The 15,188-nt window shown below is 42.7% G+C and carries 12 protein-coding genes; 9 read left to right on the top strand and 3 right to left on the bottom strand.

Annotated features, from left to right (window positions below; all coding sequences use genetic code 11):
• The first annotated feature begins 31 nt into the window (after nt 1-31).
• The 3 genes from NYE23_RS25090 to NYE23_RS25080 are packed head-to-tail and all read left to right on the top strand — an operon-like array spanning nt 32 to nt 4,912.
• Nucleotides 32-1,060 (top strand): sugar phosphate nucleotidyltransferase, encoded by a 1,029-nt coding sequence (locus NYE23_RS25090; RefSeq protein WP_341082233.1) that lies wholly within the window; start codon nt 32-34, stop codon nt 1,058-1,060.
• Nucleotides 1,057-2,508: a glycogen synthase GlgA gene (glgA, locus tag NYE23_RS25085; RefSeq protein ID WP_341082231.1), complete on the top strand. Its 1,452-nt coding sequence runs from the start codon at nt 1,057-1,059 to the stop codon at nt 2,506-2,508. The genes NYE23_RS25090 and glgA overlap by 4 nt, the downstream gene beginning before the upstream one ends.
• The gene (locus NYE23_RS25080; RefSeq protein WP_341082228.1) at nt 2,498-4,912 is read left to right on the top strand and encodes a glycogen/starch/alpha-glucan phosphorylase; all 2,415 of its coding nucleotides are present in this window, start codon (nt 2,498-2,500) and stop codon (nt 4,910-4,912) included. The genes glgA and NYE23_RS25080 overlap by 11 nt, the downstream gene beginning before the upstream one ends.
• 141 nt (nt 4,913-5,053) lie before the next feature.
• Here NYE23_RS25080 and NYE23_RS25075 read toward each other — a convergent pair whose 3' ends face one another.
• A complete protein-coding gene (locus NYE23_RS25075) occupies nt 5,054-5,902 on the bottom strand; it encodes a dimethylarginine dimethylaminohydrolase family protein (protein ID WP_341082225.1) in 849 nt (282 codons plus the stop codon).
• Between the two features lie 154 nt (nt 5,903-6,056).
• Here NYE23_RS25075 and NYE23_RS25070 point away from each other — a divergent pair, with 154 nt between their 5' ends.
• Complete coding sequence (locus tag NYE23_RS25070; RefSeq protein ID WP_048011093.1) at nt 6,057-6,269, top strand: hypothetical protein; 213 nt, start codon at nt 6,057-6,059, stop codon at nt 6,267-6,269.
• Nucleotides 6,270-6,334: 65 nt separating this feature from the next.
• Here the strand turns inward: NYE23_RS25070 and NYE23_RS25065 are convergent, their stop codons facing one another.
• Entirely contained in the window at nt 6,335-7,090 is a 756-nt protein-coding gene (locus tag NYE23_RS25065; protein WP_341082224.1) for a TraR/DksA C4-type zinc finger protein, read from the bottom strand.
• A 294-nt stretch (nt 7,091-7,384) separates the two neighbouring features.
• A complete protein-coding gene (locus NYE23_RS25060; protein ID WP_341082222.1) occupies nt 7,385-8,317 on the bottom strand; it encodes a 1,4-dihydroxy-2-naphthoate polyprenyltransferase in 933 nt (310 codons plus the stop codon).
• 394 nt (nt 8,318-8,711) lie between these two features.
• Between NYE23_RS25060 and NYE23_RS25055 the strand changes: the two genes are divergently transcribed.
• The 5 genes from NYE23_RS25055 (at nt 8,712) to NYE23_RS25035 (ending at nt 15,187) form a co-directional block, all read left to right on the top strand.
• The gene (locus NYE23_RS25055; protein WP_341082219.1) at nt 8,712-10,121 is read left to right on the top strand and encodes an isochorismate synthase; all 1,410 of its coding nucleotides are present in this window, start codon (nt 8,712-8,714) and stop codon (nt 10,119-10,121) included.
• Nucleotides 10,118-11,863, top strand: coding sequence for a 2-succinyl-5-enolpyruvyl-6-hydroxy-3-cyclohexene-1-carboxylic-acid synthase (menD, locus tag NYE23_RS25050; protein WP_341082214.1), 1,746 nt, complete (start codon nt 10,118-10,120; stop codon nt 11,861-11,863). Before NYE23_RS25055 ends, menD begins: the two co-directional genes overlap by 4 nt.
• 6 nt (nt 11,864-11,869) lie before the next feature.
• The gene (gene menH, locus NYE23_RS25045) at nt 11,870-12,715 is read left to right on the top strand and encodes a 2-succinyl-6-hydroxy-2,4-cyclohexadiene-1-carboxylate synthase (protein ID WP_341082212.1); all 846 of its coding nucleotides are present in this window, start codon (nt 11,870-11,872) and stop codon (nt 12,713-12,715) included.
• A gap of 75 nt (nt 12,716-12,790) precedes the next feature.
• On the top strand, nt 12,791-13,612 hold the full coding sequence (menB, locus tag NYE23_RS25040; RefSeq protein ID WP_048011098.1) for a 1,4-dihydroxy-2-naphthoyl-CoA synthase: 822 nt from the start codon (nt 12,791-12,793) through the stop codon (nt 13,610-13,612).
• Between the two features lie 87 nt (nt 13,613-13,699).
• On the top strand, nt 13,700-15,187 hold the full coding sequence (locus tag NYE23_RS25035; protein WP_341082210.1) for an o-succinylbenzoate--CoA ligase: 1,488 nt from the start codon (nt 13,700-13,702) through the stop codon (nt 15,185-15,187).
• Nucleotide 15,188 lies beyond the last annotated feature (1 nt).

Below are 15,188 nucleotides of genomic sequence, written 5' to 3'. Positions count from 1 at the left end.
GGCTCCTGGCCAATAAACGGGAGGGAATGTCATGAAGAAGAAAATGCTTGGTGTAATAGACGCAACAACCTATCATGAAGATTTAGAGGAATTGACAGTACACAGGTCGCTCGCAGCTGTTCCGTTTGCAGGCCGCTATAGGCTGATCGATTTTGTTCTCTCCAATATGGTCAACTCGGATATTGAGAGTGTGGCCATATTTCCGAAGTATCAGTATCGCTCTTTAATGGATCATCTTGGTTCAGGGAAGAACTGGGACCTAAACAGAAAAAGGGATGGGCTATTCTTTTTCCCGTCTCCTTTGCTGGATAGTCCAAGTAAAGGGATCGGATCTTTCAATCACTTTGCTGCCAATTTGGATTATTTTTATCGCAGCAAACAGGAGTATGCATTGATCTCAAACTGTTTTACCGTTTTTAATATGGATTTCAGGCCTGTTCTGGATAGACATATTATGATGGGGTGTGATATTACAGTTGTTCGCCAGGATGGACGCTCCCTTGAAATGTACCTTGTAAAAACTTCGCTGCTTATTAATTTAATAGAAAATAGAAACGAAACAGGATACACGTGCATGAGTGATGTTGTTACAGATATCCACCATTCGTACACGATATGCAATTATGAATATACCGGTTTGGCTGTCATGATTGATTCCATTGAAAATTACTTTGCTGCAAGCATGGGGTTATTGGAACCTGAGGCATGGAAAAATATTTTTCTGCGCAGCCAGCCCATTTATACAAAAGTAAAAGATGAACCGCCAACACGATATGTGAAAGGTGCGAGCGCAAAGAATTCGATGATTGCAAATGGATGCATGATTGAAGGAACCGTCGAGAACAGCATTATCTCCCGCGGGGTCAAAATTGGCAAGGGCTCAGTTGTGAAAAATTGTATAATTATGCAAAAAACCCACATTGGAGAAAACTGTGTTTTAGACTCTGTTATTTTAGATAAAGATGTTAAGGTAGAATCCGGTGCCAGAATTGAAGGAAGACATGAAATGCCTTTGGTAATTCGCAAGGGTACCGTACAAGGAGCGCTGATGAACTCGTGAAAGTATTGTTTGCTGTTTCTGAATGTGTTCCATTCGTCAAATCCGGAGGTCTTGCCGACGTAGCCGGTTCACTCCCGAAAGAGCTTGCCAAACAGGGGACTGACGTACGGGTGATTCTTCCCAAGTATGGTTCCATATCAGATGATTTAAAAAAGAAAATGTCAAAAAAGTGCGAGTTTACAGTTCAGGTAGGCTGGAGAAACCAGTATTGCGGAATTGAAGAACTTGAGCACCAGGGAATCCTTTTCTATTTTGTGGATAATGAATATTACTTTAACCGTGAAAAATTGTACGGCTATTTTGATGATGGAGAAAGGTTTGCCTATTTTAACCGGGCCGTGCTGGATGCCCTTCAGCATCTTGATTACTGTCCAGATGTTATTCACAGCCATGATTGGCATACCGGGATGATTCCTTTTCTGCTCAGGGTTGAATATCGTGCGAAAAAGGGGTATGAATTCATTCGGACAGTCTTCACCATTCATAACCTTCAATTTCAGGGGATTATGCCAAGAGCTGCTTTAGGGGATCTATTAGGGCTTGACTATAGCCATTTCCATCCGGATAAGCTTGAATTCTTCGGAAATATTAATTTTATGAAGGGCGGACTTGTCGCTGCTGATAAAATTACAACAGTTAGCCCTACGTATAAAGATGAAATTCAAACAGAGTATTACGGTGAGAAGCTGCATGATTTGCTGAAACGCAGGGCTTGTGACCTGGAAGGAATCTTAAACGGGATTGATGAAGAATTTTATAATCCTGAGAAGGATCCGTATATAAAAGAGAACTATGCCGCTGAAAAGCTGCAAGTCAAAATAGAGAATAAAGTTCATCTTCAGAAAAAATTCGGCTTGCCGGTGAAGGAAAAGGTTCCTCTGATAGCCATGGTTACGAGACTGACAAAGCAAAAGGGCCTGGATCTTGTAAAATGTGTGTTCCATGAGCTTATGCAGGGTGATGTTCAATTCCTGATTCTGGGGACTGGAGATCCTGAGTTTGAGCAATTTTTCAGGGAGATGGAAGCGCGCTACCCAGATAAGTGCAAAGCATATATTGGGTTTGATGAAGGACTTGCACATGAATTCTATGCAGGGTCCGATTTATTCTTAATGCCTTCACAATTTGAGCCTTGCGGTTTAGGGCAGATGATTGCGATGAGATATGGATCCATTCCCATTGTCAGGGAAACAGGCGGTTTAAATGATACTGTTCATTCGTACAATGAATACACAGGAGAAGGAAACGGTTTTTCCTTCAGCCATTTTAATGCCCATGACATGCTGTACACTATTCGAAGAGCAATTAGCTTTTACAGTGACAGTAAAATATGGGAGCAGATTATGAAAAATGCGATGGGTATGGATAACAGCTGGGCACAATCTGCTTTCAAATACAATCAGCTATATGCAGGCCTTGTTTCAAGGAGTGAAAGCCATGTTTTCTGATCGCGATGGGTTTAAAGAGGAATTCCTGAAGAAACTGGAGATGACCTGTGGAAAAAGCTTTGGCGAAAGCACAGAAAGAGATCACTACTTCACTCTCGGAAATATGATCAGGGAACATGTGAGCACAGAGTGGATTAATACAAATGAGCGATACCGCATCGACCGTGAAAAGCAGGTATATTACTTATCCATCGAGTTTTTATTGGGTCGCCTGCTTCATCATAATCTGATAAACCTGGGAATTGAGCAGGTTGTAAAAGATGGCCTGGCAGATCTGGGCATTGACCTCAACCGTCTTGAAGAAATCGAAGCAGATGCAGGGCTTGGAAACGGGGGACTGGGACGTCTGGCCGCTTGTTTTATGGACTCGCTGGCATCCTTAAACCTTCCCGGACATGGCTGTGGAATTCGCTATAAGCATGGCCTATTTGAGCAGAAAATAGTGGATGGCTATCAGGTGGAGCTTCCGGAACAGTGGCTTCGGAATGGCCATGTCTGGGAAGTCCGAAAAGCAGACCTGGCAATTGAAGTTCCTTTTTGGGGCAAAGTCGAAACTGCAGAGGACAACGGAAGGCTTGTGTTCCGCCATGTGAATGCTGAGACCATTTCGGCTGTTCCTTACGATATGCCTGTGGCTGGGTATCAAACAGATACGATTAACACTCTAAGGCTTTGGAATGCTGAGCCGTCTCCTTATCCTGTAAATCATGATATTTTAAAATATAAGCGGGAAACCGAATCTGTTTCAGAGTTTCTATATCCTGATGATACCCATGATGAGGGGAAGATCCTGAGGCTGAAGCAGCAATACTTTCTTGTTTCGGCCAGTATCCGCTCCATTGTGCGTTCCTATCGAAAGCAGCATACTAGTTTAAGAGATTTTCATGAATATGTGAGTATTCATATTAATGATACACATCCGGTTCTTGCCATTCCTGAACTTATGAGAATCCTGCTGGATGAAGAGGGAATGGGCTGGGAGGAAGCCTGGGATATTACGGTCCGGACGATTGCTTATACGAATCATACAACTCTTTCAGAGGCTTTGGAGAAATGGCCTGTCCGCATTTTCCAGCCTTTGCTGCCCCGGATTTATATGATAGTGAATGAAATCAATGAGCGCTTTTGCCGAGAACTTTGGAACAGATTTCCGGGTGACTGGAAGCGGATTGATTATATGGCGATTATCGCGCACGGCCAGGTTAAGATGGCACACCTTGCCCTTGTCGGCAGCTCCAGCGTTAATGGTGTTGCCGCCCTTCATACAGAAATCTTAAAGAAGCGGGAAATGAATCAGTTTTATGAAATTTTTCCTGAGAAATTTAATAATAAAACCAATGGGATTACACATAGAAGATGGCTGCTGAAAGCCAATCCGCTTTTGTCTGGTCTTATTAATGAGAGCATTGGGGCAGGCTGGATTCGGGAACCGGAAAAGCTCCGCGAGCTGGCAGATTTTAAGAATGATAGTGTTTTCCTTGGACAGCTGCATCAGATTAAGCAATTGAACAAGGAAAGATTGGCAAAGCGCATTCAGGACCAGCAGGGAATTATGGTTGATACGTCTTCCATTTTTGACATTCAGGTTAAGCGTCTGCATGCTTATAAGCGCCAGCTGTTAAATATTCTTCATGTTATGCATTTATATAACAGGCTGAAGGAAGATTCCAATTTCCGCATGCACCCGCGGACTTTTATTTTTGGAGCAAAAGCTTCCCCTGGCTATTACTATGCAAAGAAAATCATCAAATTAATTAATACTGTTGCTGAAAAGGTAAACAACGATCCGCAGACAAGTGATGTTCTAAAAGTTATCTTTCTTGAAAATTACCGGGTTTCGCTGGCGGAGGAAATTTTCCCCGCGGCAGATATCAGCGAGCAGATTTCTACAGCAAGCAAGGAAGCGTCAGGTACAGGGAATATGAAATTCATGATGAATGGCGCTTTGACAGTTGGTACACTGGATGGAGCCAATATTGAGATAAAAGAAAAAGCAGGAGATGAAAATATCTTCATCTTTGGATTAACAGCAGATGAGGTGCTCAGCTATTACCAAAATGGCGGTTATAATTCCAGAGAGTATTACCATCATGATAAGCGAATCCGCCAGGTCACCGACCAGCTGGTGAATGGATTTTTCCCGGATGCTGATGATGAGTTCGAGCCTATATTTGACTCACTGCTGATGGAAAATGACCAATACTTTGTGTTGAGGGATTTTGCTTCGTATGTCAATATCCAGAAAGAAGCCGGGATGGCTTATGAGGATCGTGATCATTGGCTGAAAATGAGCTTAATGAACATTGCCGGCTCAGGCTATTTTTCAAGCGACCGCACAATCAGCGAATATGCGCGCGAAATATGGAAAATCAAACCCGCTGGCGTTCAGATGATGAATAAGTAGTAAGAAAAACAGCCCTTCTTGTGAGAAGAGGCTGTTTTTTAGTTTTTAGTGCGAATAACGCCTAAACTGAAAAGTTAGTCACAAAAAAGCGGTTTCCAAGGAATCGATAATCATTTAACCTAGACCTTTGAAGCAGGTGACCTATCCTTTACTCCGCCTAACCGGCATAGTACAGCAGCGGAAGGCTCCTCCTGATTTAATGATTTCTGTGATATCCACCTCGATAACCTCGTAGCCTCTAGCCCTCAGCTCTTTATTGACATTTTTATTAACGGGAAGACTAAATACTTTTTTATTGCCAATTGAGAGGACATTCGTTCCGAGTGTGAATTGCTCCTCTTCCGTCACTTTTATTAAATCATAGCGCGATTCCAGCATTTTTACTTTTTCCCCGTGAATCTCTCCTGGAAAAATTAGAGCTTCCTCCGGTGAAATGATATTAAATACACAATCAAGGTGAAGATATGTATCAGTGAAGGGGATGGATATGACTTCATATTCAGGCATAAGGCTGCGAAGGTGCTCTATTGCTTCCTCGTGGGTCCGGCTGCTGACTCCGGCATATATAGTTTTGCCATCGATGAGAACGTCACCTCCTTCTATACGATCACCCGTAAGGTTGTAAAAAGGAACCTGATTTACTTCCAGCCATTGTTTCAGAACATTTTCCTCCCCCTGCCGGATATCAGCTGCCATTTCGGCAACATACACCTTTTCTCCAAGCGTAAATCCGATGTCACGGGTAAAAACCTGCTCAGGGTATTTTTCAAACGGGGGCAGTAAAACGACTTCGATCCCCTGATCCTTCAATGCACTGACAAAGTGCCTGTGCTGTTTCATCGCCACGTCGATATTAATTCCTTCTTTTTTATAATGCTTCTGTGTTTCGTTAATAGTATCCACAATCGTCATGTACTTCGGTTCACATAACACCACTTGTTCAAGTTTGTCATATTCTGAAAAGCATGCTGCTTTCATTTGTGCAAACATAATGAGCCTCCCAGCAATTTATTCTAAAACTAATATTTCCTTTGTGGCGAAGTTTTACTCTGCAAAGCGAAAATATTAACAATAATTTCCACTACAAAAAAGGTTTAAAAACCCTGATAATGAAATCATTAGATATAAAGGGGGTAGCTGTTAAGTGTACCAAATCGAGAGAGGATCTATGGAAGAAGTTTTGCTGCATCTTCAAAATATTGGACTGCAACTAAATGAATTCGAGAAAACAAGTGATTCTATTCCGGTGAAAAATTATAAAGAACTGCTGGAATTCAGCATCTCCATCGCCCGCCGCACAAACGATGTTTCCGATACAATTGATGAGATTATCCAGGATATCGAATCCAAACTATAAATAAATAAGGGTATCTTATTTTGCCATTTGACATAAAAAAGCGATGCAGCTGCATCGCTTTTACTTTAATCCTTATCTTCATCCACATAGCCGTCAGTCTCATGATACGGGACATCACCGAAAGGTGCTTCGATGTCATTTTCATCCAGCATCGCTTCATACTCTTCCTGTTTCTTGGAAGGATAAATTTTTCTCTCCTTGCCTTCAAGATCATTTCCGACAAATGTCTCATAATCTTCTGTAAATCCTTCGTCATCATGGCCTTCATTATAAAGGGAGTTGTAATCTTCATAGTCGCCCCTTAAATCAGAGGGTGTCTCAGAAGTGCCAAAACGGGCAACTTCCTGAAAGCTGTCTTCATTATCTACTACTTCCCTGAATTGATGATGCTGAAAGGTATTCCCATGAGCAGGTTCAAGCACATCTTCTTCAACAGGACGGTCTCCGGGCACTTTTTGCTCCGGACTATGATCCTTACAGTAAAGGGTTGCCGGAATCACTTCCAGCCGCTCGTATGGAATATCAGAACCGCACTCTTTGCATTTGCCGTATGAACCATCTTCAATTGCCTTTAGTGCAGCATTCACTTTATTGAGTTCAGAGTCATGATGTTCTTCTAAAGCAAAATCCTTTTCGCGTTCATACAGTTCAGAACCCATATCTGCCGGATGGTTATCATACAGTGAGAGCTCTCCTACTGCATCTCTGGCACTTGCACCTTCCAGACTGCCTTCTTTATTGCCCTGCAGCTGGGATTCCAGTGATTCCTTTTCATCATTCAATTCCTTTCTTAAAGTGCTGATCTGTTCATTGGTCAACATATTATGTCACATCCTTAGTTTTGATGATTTTTATAAAAGCCTGCTGATCTGATAGTCAAGTCTATAATAAAGCTGAGCTCTGACAGTTTTGCTCCGCCGGATATCAAATCTCAGTCCATATGGGTTTAGTATGGACGTAGTTTGCAAAATCATAACGGAAGAAATAATTTTAGGGCTGCCTCTTCCTTACGTAAAAATTACCCGTTAAAAATGAGATGAAACCAGGATGACAATTTCTGCTGATTTTTACCAAACAAAAAACCCCTGCCATAGAAGCAGAGGTTTATTAAATGATTATAGTAGATATCCGAGAAACAGGCCAACTGATAAAAGGAAGCCAAAGATTGTATTTGTCTGTGCAGTTGCTTTCATCGCGGGCATCATTTGCATCGGCAGTGTTTTGCCGATGAAGCCTTTCGTTGCTTTAATGGCCTTAGGCGCACTAAGAACAACAATAGCAAGCCATGGTGTTATGATGTTCATGGCGATTAATATGAAGACCCAGGCATAGGACACGATGAACATACCGGCAAGCAGGTTAATCGCTCCTTTTTTTCCTAAAAGGATAGCTAATGTTTTACGGCCGAATTCCTTGTCGCCATCCAGGTCTCTGATATTATTGGCCAGCAGAATGGCGCCAACAAGAATCAATATAGGGAACGAAACTAAAACACTTGTTGCGGTTACGGTTCCTGCCTGGATATAGAAAGAAATAAGGATGATTAGCATGCCCATGAAAAAACCTGCAAATATTTCACCAAATGGTGTGTAGGCAATCGGAAGAGGACCGCCTGTATATAAATATCCTACTGCCATGGAGGCAAGTCCGATTGCTGCAATCCACCAGCTTGTGTTCATGCAAATATAGAAACCAAGCAATATCGAAACCCCGTAAAGGCCGAAAGCCAAATTCAGGACCGTTTTCGGTTTGATTCCTTCACGGACAATCGCTCCGCCGATTCCGACAGATTCTTCGGTATCAAGCCCTCTTTTGAAATCGTAATATTCGTTAAACATATTGGTAGCAGCCTGAATCAGCAGACTTGCTGCCAGCATGGCAAAAAACAGGCTGAAATTTATTTCGGTAAGTTCCATTGCAAGAGCTGTTCCAAGCAAAACCGGAACAAAAGCAGCGGTCAAAGTATGCGGCCTGGTAAGCTGCCACCAGACTCTCCAGTTCTTTGAGCTGGAAGCAGGCGGAAAATTGGTCTGTGCTTGTGGTTGCATGATAACTCTCCCCTTATTTATCTATTCTGTAGTGGTATCATTTGTAGCATCATTCAAACTTGTTTATTTTAACCGATTATCAGGGTATTGTCAAAGTAAACCCCTTTATGCCTTACTATACCAAACACCTTAAGTTTAGGTAAATAAAGCAGGAGTGTCAACGTATTATTGCCGTAAATTGTACCGGTATTTGCCATGGATGATTTAACGTAACAGTTATTTACAGTGAACCTGAGTTAATTGATATTATAGATGCCCAAAGTAAGCTATAATATAAAGGATACAAAAAGGAATGGCATGATTGACATCATTGACATTCCTGGAATCACAGGTGTATCTTAGAATAAGTTTAAAGTAGGATAACGGCAACTTAGCTGTTATTGGAGGGATTTTTTTGGTTACGATACAAGATACGGAACTAAAAGAAGGGATCCAGGAGGCGATTGAGAGGGCCAGATCCTTATCAAAGCCTGTTTTAGTGAGCGAAGTGAAAAAAATAAATCATATAGACCCCCTTTCTTTTTATGCGGCAGGAAAGAGCCGTTTTTTTGGTGAACGCTTTTTCTGGAAGGACCCTTCCGGTGAAGCTTATATAATCGGGCTTGGCATCTGCAGGCAAATCCAGTCAGACGAGAGTAGTGACAGATTTAATCGTGTTGAAAAGGAATGGAAGCGTTTTATTAATAACAGCATTATTTTTAACCCTTATAATAAAAATGCTACAGGGCCCGTGATGTTTGGCGGTTTTTCTTTTGACCCGCTAAAGAAGAAAACAAAGCTTTGGTCGAAGTATTCCGATTCCCTTTTTCATGTGCCGGCTTATATGTACAGTGAAATGAATGGACAGGCCTATTTGACAACAAATGTTGTCTGTACACAGCATGATAGTGAATCTCTTTTTGAAAAGATAGCGGCTGAAAGAAGCATGCTAATAGGTTCAATCAATGATTATAATCCTGACAGTTCAAACACTCTTCAAGAAGAAGCAGATATCAATCCGGAAAAATGGATGGAGACAGTAGATAAAATTGTTGATGAACTAAAATCAGGATCTTTATTAAAAAAGGTTGTACTTGCGAGGGAATCCAGGCTTATTTATGAAAAGCCGATTGAGATTGAAAGAGTTCTCCAGAATCTGATGAAGATGCAAAGTGAAAGCTTTATCTTTGCGTTTGAATCGAACGGTGACTGCTTTATTGGAGCCTCTCCTGAACGCCTTATAAAAAAATACGGGGAAAACGTGTTTACAACTTGTCTGGCAGGTTCCATCCCCAGAGGCAAAACAGAAGAAGATGATCATATCCTTGGAGAAACATTATTGCATGATCAAAAGAATTTGACTGAACATCAATATGTGGTTGATATGATAAAGGAAGCTATGGAAGAATCCTGCACAGAAGTTGAACTGCCGAATGAGCCGCAGCTGATGAAGATGCGGGATATTCAGCACCTATATACCCCGGTAATAGGAAAAACCAAGGAAGATGCTTCACTTCTTGCTTTAGTCGACCGTCTTCACCCGACTCCTGCTCTTGGAGGCCTGCCTAAAAGAGAAGCAGTAGAAAAAATCAGAGAAGCAGAAGAACTGGATCGCGGCTTTTATGCTGCTCCATTAGGATGGATGGATTTTAGAGGGAATGGCGAATTTGCTGTTGCGATAAGGTCCGGCCTAATTCAGGGGAAAGAGGCATCCTTATTTGCAGGCTGCGGAGTGGTACAGGATTCAAATGCCGAAAGCGAATACCAGGAAACAAAGATTAAATTCCGGCCAATGCTTACGGCTCTTGGGGGTTATGAAAAGTGAATCATCAGGAAGCTTTAACTTCATATATAGCCGCATTTGTGGCTGAATTAGTAAAAAGCGGGGTAGAGGATGTCGTGCTTAGTCCCGGCTCCCGTTCTACCCCAATGGCAATGGTAATGGCAGAGCATCCGGAGCTTCGTGTACATATTCATGTAGACGAGCGTTCGGCTGCCTTTTTTGCGTTAGGCATTGCTAAAGCATCCCAAAAACCAGCAGCTTTGCTGTGTACATCCGGAACAGCTGCAGCCAATTACTACCCCGCCATTGTGGAAGCCCGGTATTCCAGGGTGCCGCTAATCGTGCTTACGGCAGACCGGCCTCATGAACTAAGGGATGTGGGTGCTCCGCAGGCGATCGACCAGATTCATTTATATGGTAATAATGTAAAGTGGTTTGTTGAGATGGCTCCTCCCGAGACTTCAGCAGAAATGCTTCGTTATGCCCGAACAGTATGTGCGAGAGCTGCTTCTGTCGCAAAGAGTTCGCCGGCTGGACCGGTTCACCTTAACTTCCCTTTCCGAGAGCCGCTTGTTCCGCAGCTGGACCGTGAAGATTTATTTGAGCTTGGTGAACGAACAGAAGGGTATGTAAATATTCAGGGTGGCAAGCTTAGTTTGCCTAACGAAGAGTACAAAGAAATGGCACAGGTTTTAAACTCCGCGCAAAAAGGGATTATAATCTGCGGTCATCTGGAAAAATCCGGCTTCCCGGCTGCCGTTATTAGACTGGCGGAAAAACTGAACTTTCCAATCATTGCCGATCCATTATCACAGCTGAGAAGCGGACTTCACGATGGCAGCTTCATTATGGATACATATGATACCTTTTTAAAAAATGACGATGCAAAAAAGGCGCTTAAGCCGGATGTCATTATACGATTCGGTGCTATGCCTGTATCAAAGCCATTGTCCATTTTCATGAAAGAAAACAGCACTGCCCGGCAAATTATTGTCGATGGAGGCGGCGGATGGCGGGATCCTGCACTGCTTTCGACCGAAATGATTCATTGCGATGAGCTGCTGTTCTGCGAATCTGTTTTTCCGTATCTAAATAACCCGGATAATGATGAATTCATTGCCGTGTGGAAAAAAATCAATGATCTTACAAGATTAAGGCTAGCGGATATAAAACAAGTAGAAAAATTAAGCGAGGGGAAATTATTTTATCAGCTGGCTGAAATGCTACCGGAAGGCTCAACCTTATTTGTAGGAAATAGTATGCCTATAAGGGACCTTGATACTTTCTTCCACTTTAATCAAAAAGGCATTAAAGTAATGGCCAACAGGGGAGCAAATGGCATTGATGGCACTGTTTCAACCGCTCTTGGTGCCGGAATGGCATCCCAGCCGCTCTATCTTGTGCTGGGTGATTTAACATTTTTTCATGATTTAAATGGATTAATTGCCTCTAAGCTGTATGGAATTGATATCAATATATTGCTGATTAATAATAATGGAGGCGGAATCTTTTCATTCCTGCCTCAGGCGAATTACCCCAATAATTTTGAAAAACTTTTCGGAACACCTCTGGATCTTGATTTCAGCCATGCCATTAAGATGTTTGGCGGAGAATATGATTTAATTTCGGATTGGGAACACTTTATTTCCGCCTTCAAACGGAACATGGACATACCTGGCTTGAAGGTAATGGAAATTACGACAAATCGGGACAGGAATCTAACCGAGCATCGAGAATTGTGGAATTCTGTTTCCCGGGAAATAAGTCGATTGCTGGAAGGGTGAATGCCGATGAAATATGTCATGAATGGAGTTCACTATCATGTCGATACGTGGGGGAAGGGGTTTCCGCTCCTGCTTCTTCATGGCTTCACGGGAAATAGTGAGGGGTGGAGAGAGTTCGCTCCCTTCTGGGAAGGTCATTCGAAGACAATAGCTTTGGATATCATCGGCCATGGTAAGTCTGGAGCACCATCTGATATTGGCCATTATCAAATAGAAGAGTGTGCCGCTGTAATAAACAGTCTCTTAGAAGAGATGGGAATCGGGAAAATTGATGTTCTTGGATATTCCATGGGTGGGCGGCTTGCGCTGACTTTTGCAGTTAAATATCCTGAAAAAGTCCGCACACTGATTTTGGAAAGTGCTTCTCCGGGGCTTAGGACAGAAGAGGAAAGGCATGAAAGAAGAGTGCAGGATACCAGGCTGGCTGACAAAATCAGGAAGGGAGGCATTGAGGATTTTATCGGCTATTGGGAGAATATTCCCTTATTTCAAAGCCAAAGGAATCTTCCTGATCAAATCCGCGCAAGAATAAGAAACCAGCGTATGGCCAATTCTATTGGTGGTCTGGCAAACAGCCTGATTGGCATGGGCACCGGCTCACAGCCATCCTGGTGGGAGGAGCTCGGTAATCTGAAAATGCCAGTCCTTCTATTGACCGGGGAGCTGGACCAAAAATTCTGCAGAATTGCAGAAGAGATGTCGAAAGCATTGCCAAATGTTCAGTGGAAGTCCGTTAAAAATGCAGGACATGCAATTCATGTGGAGAAACCTGAATTATTTGGTACAATAGTAAGTGGGTTTTTGTCGCAATCAGGGGAGATTAATATAAAAGCAGTAATGATTGAAGAATGATGTCCTTTGCTGGCGCAAAGCTGTGCGGCAATTATCGCGCTATCTAAAACAATACATATTAAGGAGGATTCATGTATGTCAGCTGTAGAATGGGTTGCAGGAAAAAAGTACGAAGAGATTATGTATGAAACATACAATGGAATTGCGAAAATTACCATCAATAGACCGCAAGTTCACAATGCCTTTACTCCAAGAACGGTAATGGAATTGATTGATGCATTTGCTTACGCACGTGATGATGAAAATGTAGGTGTTATTGTCCTTACGGGTGCTGGAGACAAAGCATTTTGTTCAGGCGGAGACCAATCTGTCAGAGGACATGGCGGATATGTAGGGGATGACCAGATCCCTCGTTTAAATGTTTTGGATCTTCAGCGCTTAATCCGTGTCATTCCTAAGCCGGTTATTGCGATGGTAAAAGGCTATGCGATTGGCGGAGGACATGTCCTTCATATCGTATGTGACTTAACGATTGCAGCTGATAACGCTGTATTTGGACAAACAGGACCTAAAGTGGGAAGCTTCGATGCAGGTTACGGTTCAGGATACCTTGCAAGAATCGTAGGTCATAAGAAAGCACGGGAAATTTGGTATCTGTGCCGCCAATACGGCGCAGAGGAAGCTCTGGATATGGGGCTTGTTAATACGGTTGTGCCGCTTGAGAAAGTGGAAGAAGAAACAATTAAGTGGTGTGAAGAAATCCTGGAGAAGAGCCCGACTGCTATCCGTTTCTTAAAGGCTGCCTTCAATGCCGATACGGATGGACTTGCTGGAATCCAGCAATTTGCCGGTGATGCAACTCTTCTATACTATACAACGGATGAAGCGAAAGAAGGGCGTGACGCATTTAAAGAAAAGCGCAAGCCGGACTTTGGCCAATTCCCGCGTTTCCCTTGATTTCAGGGATATACTATTTTTTCAGCTTGATGGCTAGTCCATCAGGCTGTTTTTATATGAAAAAATTGTATGAAATGAGGTTTTATGATGGAAGCTCAAATAGTGCCAAATTTCCTTCAAAAGCGGGCATTCATAACACCTGAACGCCCAGCCCTTTCTTTTTTGGGGAACACCTATACATTCTCTGAAGTATATGATCGTGCATACACGATAGCAGGGCAATTGCAGGCAGCAGGATTAACGAGAGGCCAGTTTGCAGGTGTGCTCCTGCGAAATCATGAGGACACTGTTATTATCCTTTTGGCACTGCAGCTAATCGATGTAAAGGCCGTTATATTAAATAACAGGCTGACTGCCGAGGAATTAATTTGGCAAATGGATGATTCGAAATCAGCTTTCCTATTAACAGAAAGTTCTTTTGATGTGATTAGCCAAAAGGTTGTAAACTCTTTACGGGGAATTTCGGCGATATATAAAGAAGACCTCTTCAGAATAGATCCTGACGAGCCTGCCTTAATAGAAGAAATAAATCTTAATGAGGTGTGTACCGTCATGTATACATCCGGTACAACGGGCAATCCGAAAGGTGTACAGCAAACCTACGGTAATCATTGGTGGAGTGCAGTGGGTTCTGCATTAAACTTAGGGCTGAATGAAAACGACAGCTGGCTGTGTGCTGTTCCGATTTTTCATATTAGCGGCTATTCCATTTTAATGCGAAGCATCATCTACGGCATGAAAATGGTTCTTTTTGAATCTTTCCATGAGAAGAAAGCCATTAAAGCCATTTCCGGCGAAAAAGTGACCATCATGTCTGTTGTGAGTACGATGCTCACAAGGATTGCAGATGAACTAAAAGATGACCGGCTGCCGGACTATTTCAGATGTATGTTATTAGGGGGAGGTCCAGCATCGAAATCTCTTCTTGAAATTTGCAGGGAGAAGGGTATTCCTGTTTACCAGACTTACGGAATGACGGAAACTTCGTCACAGATTGTTACTCTGGCTCCTGAATACAGTTTCAGCAAATTAGGCTCGGCCGGTAAGCCTTTATTCCCTTCCCAGCTGAAAATTGTTAATCCGAATGGGGAGCTTGCGGATCCCGGAGAAGCGGGTGAGATTCTTGTGAAAGGTCCAAATGTGACGAAAGGGTATTTAAACCGTGAAGAAGAAACTGTGCAAAAAATAAAGGATGGCTGGCTCTCAACCGGAGATATAGGCTATGTCGATCAAGAAGGCTTTTTATATGTACTGGATCGGCGTTCAGACTTAATCATTTCAGGCGGGGAAAATATCTATCCTGCTGAAATCGAGGGTGTTCTTGCTTCACACTCTCAAATATCGGATGCAGGAGTGATTGGCATGAAGGACAAGGTGTGGGGTGAAGTACCTGTCGCCTTTATTGCCGGAGAAGAAAGCCTGGATAATAAAGAAGTGATAGAGTACTGCTTAGAGAGACTGGCAAAGTATAAAGTGCCTAAAAAGATCATCATGATTAATGAAGTTCCCAGGAATGCTTCTAAGAAGATATTAAGAAGGAAGCTTAGGGAACTGCTCGAGGAAAGCGGGAAATAGA

The sequence above is a fragment of the Cytobacillus sp. FSL H8-0458 genome, assembly GCF_038002165.1.
In the GTDB taxonomy this organism is placed as follows: domain Bacteria; phylum Bacillota; class Bacilli; order Bacillales; family Cytobacillaceae; genus Cytobacillus.
This window is presented reverse-complemented; position numbering and strand designations above follow the sequence as displayed.

Coding starts and splice junctions, on each gene's coding strand:
- NYE23_RS25090 (WP_341082233.1), top strand. CDS start 32: ATGAAGAAGAAAATGCTTGGTGTAATAGACGCAACAACCTATCATGAA.
- NYE23_RS25080 (WP_341082228.1), top strand. CDS start 2,498: ATGTTTTCTGATCGCGATGGGTTTAAAGAGGAATTCCTGAAGAAACTG.
- NYE23_RS25075 (WP_341082225.1), bottom strand. CDS start 5,902: ATGTTTGCACAAATGAAAGCAGCATGCTTTTCAGAATATGACAAACTT.
- NYE23_RS25065 (WP_341082224.1), bottom strand. CDS start 7,090: ATGTTGACCAATGAACAGATCAGCACTTTAAGAAAGGAATTGAATGAT.
- NYE23_RS25060 (WP_341082222.1), bottom strand. CDS start 8,317: ATGCAACCACAAGCACAGACCAATTTTCCGCCTGCTTCCAGCTCAAAG.
- menH (WP_341082212.1), top strand. CDS start 11,870: ATGAAATATGTCATGAATGGAGTTCACTATCATGTCGATACGTGGGGG.
- menB (WP_048011098.1), top strand. CDS start 12,791: ATGTCAGCTGTAGAATGGGTTGCAGGAAAAAAGTACGAAGAGATTATG.
- NYE23_RS25035 (WP_341082210.1), top strand. CDS start 13,700: ATGGAAGCTCAAATAGTGCCAAATTTCCTTCAAAAGCGGGCATTCATA.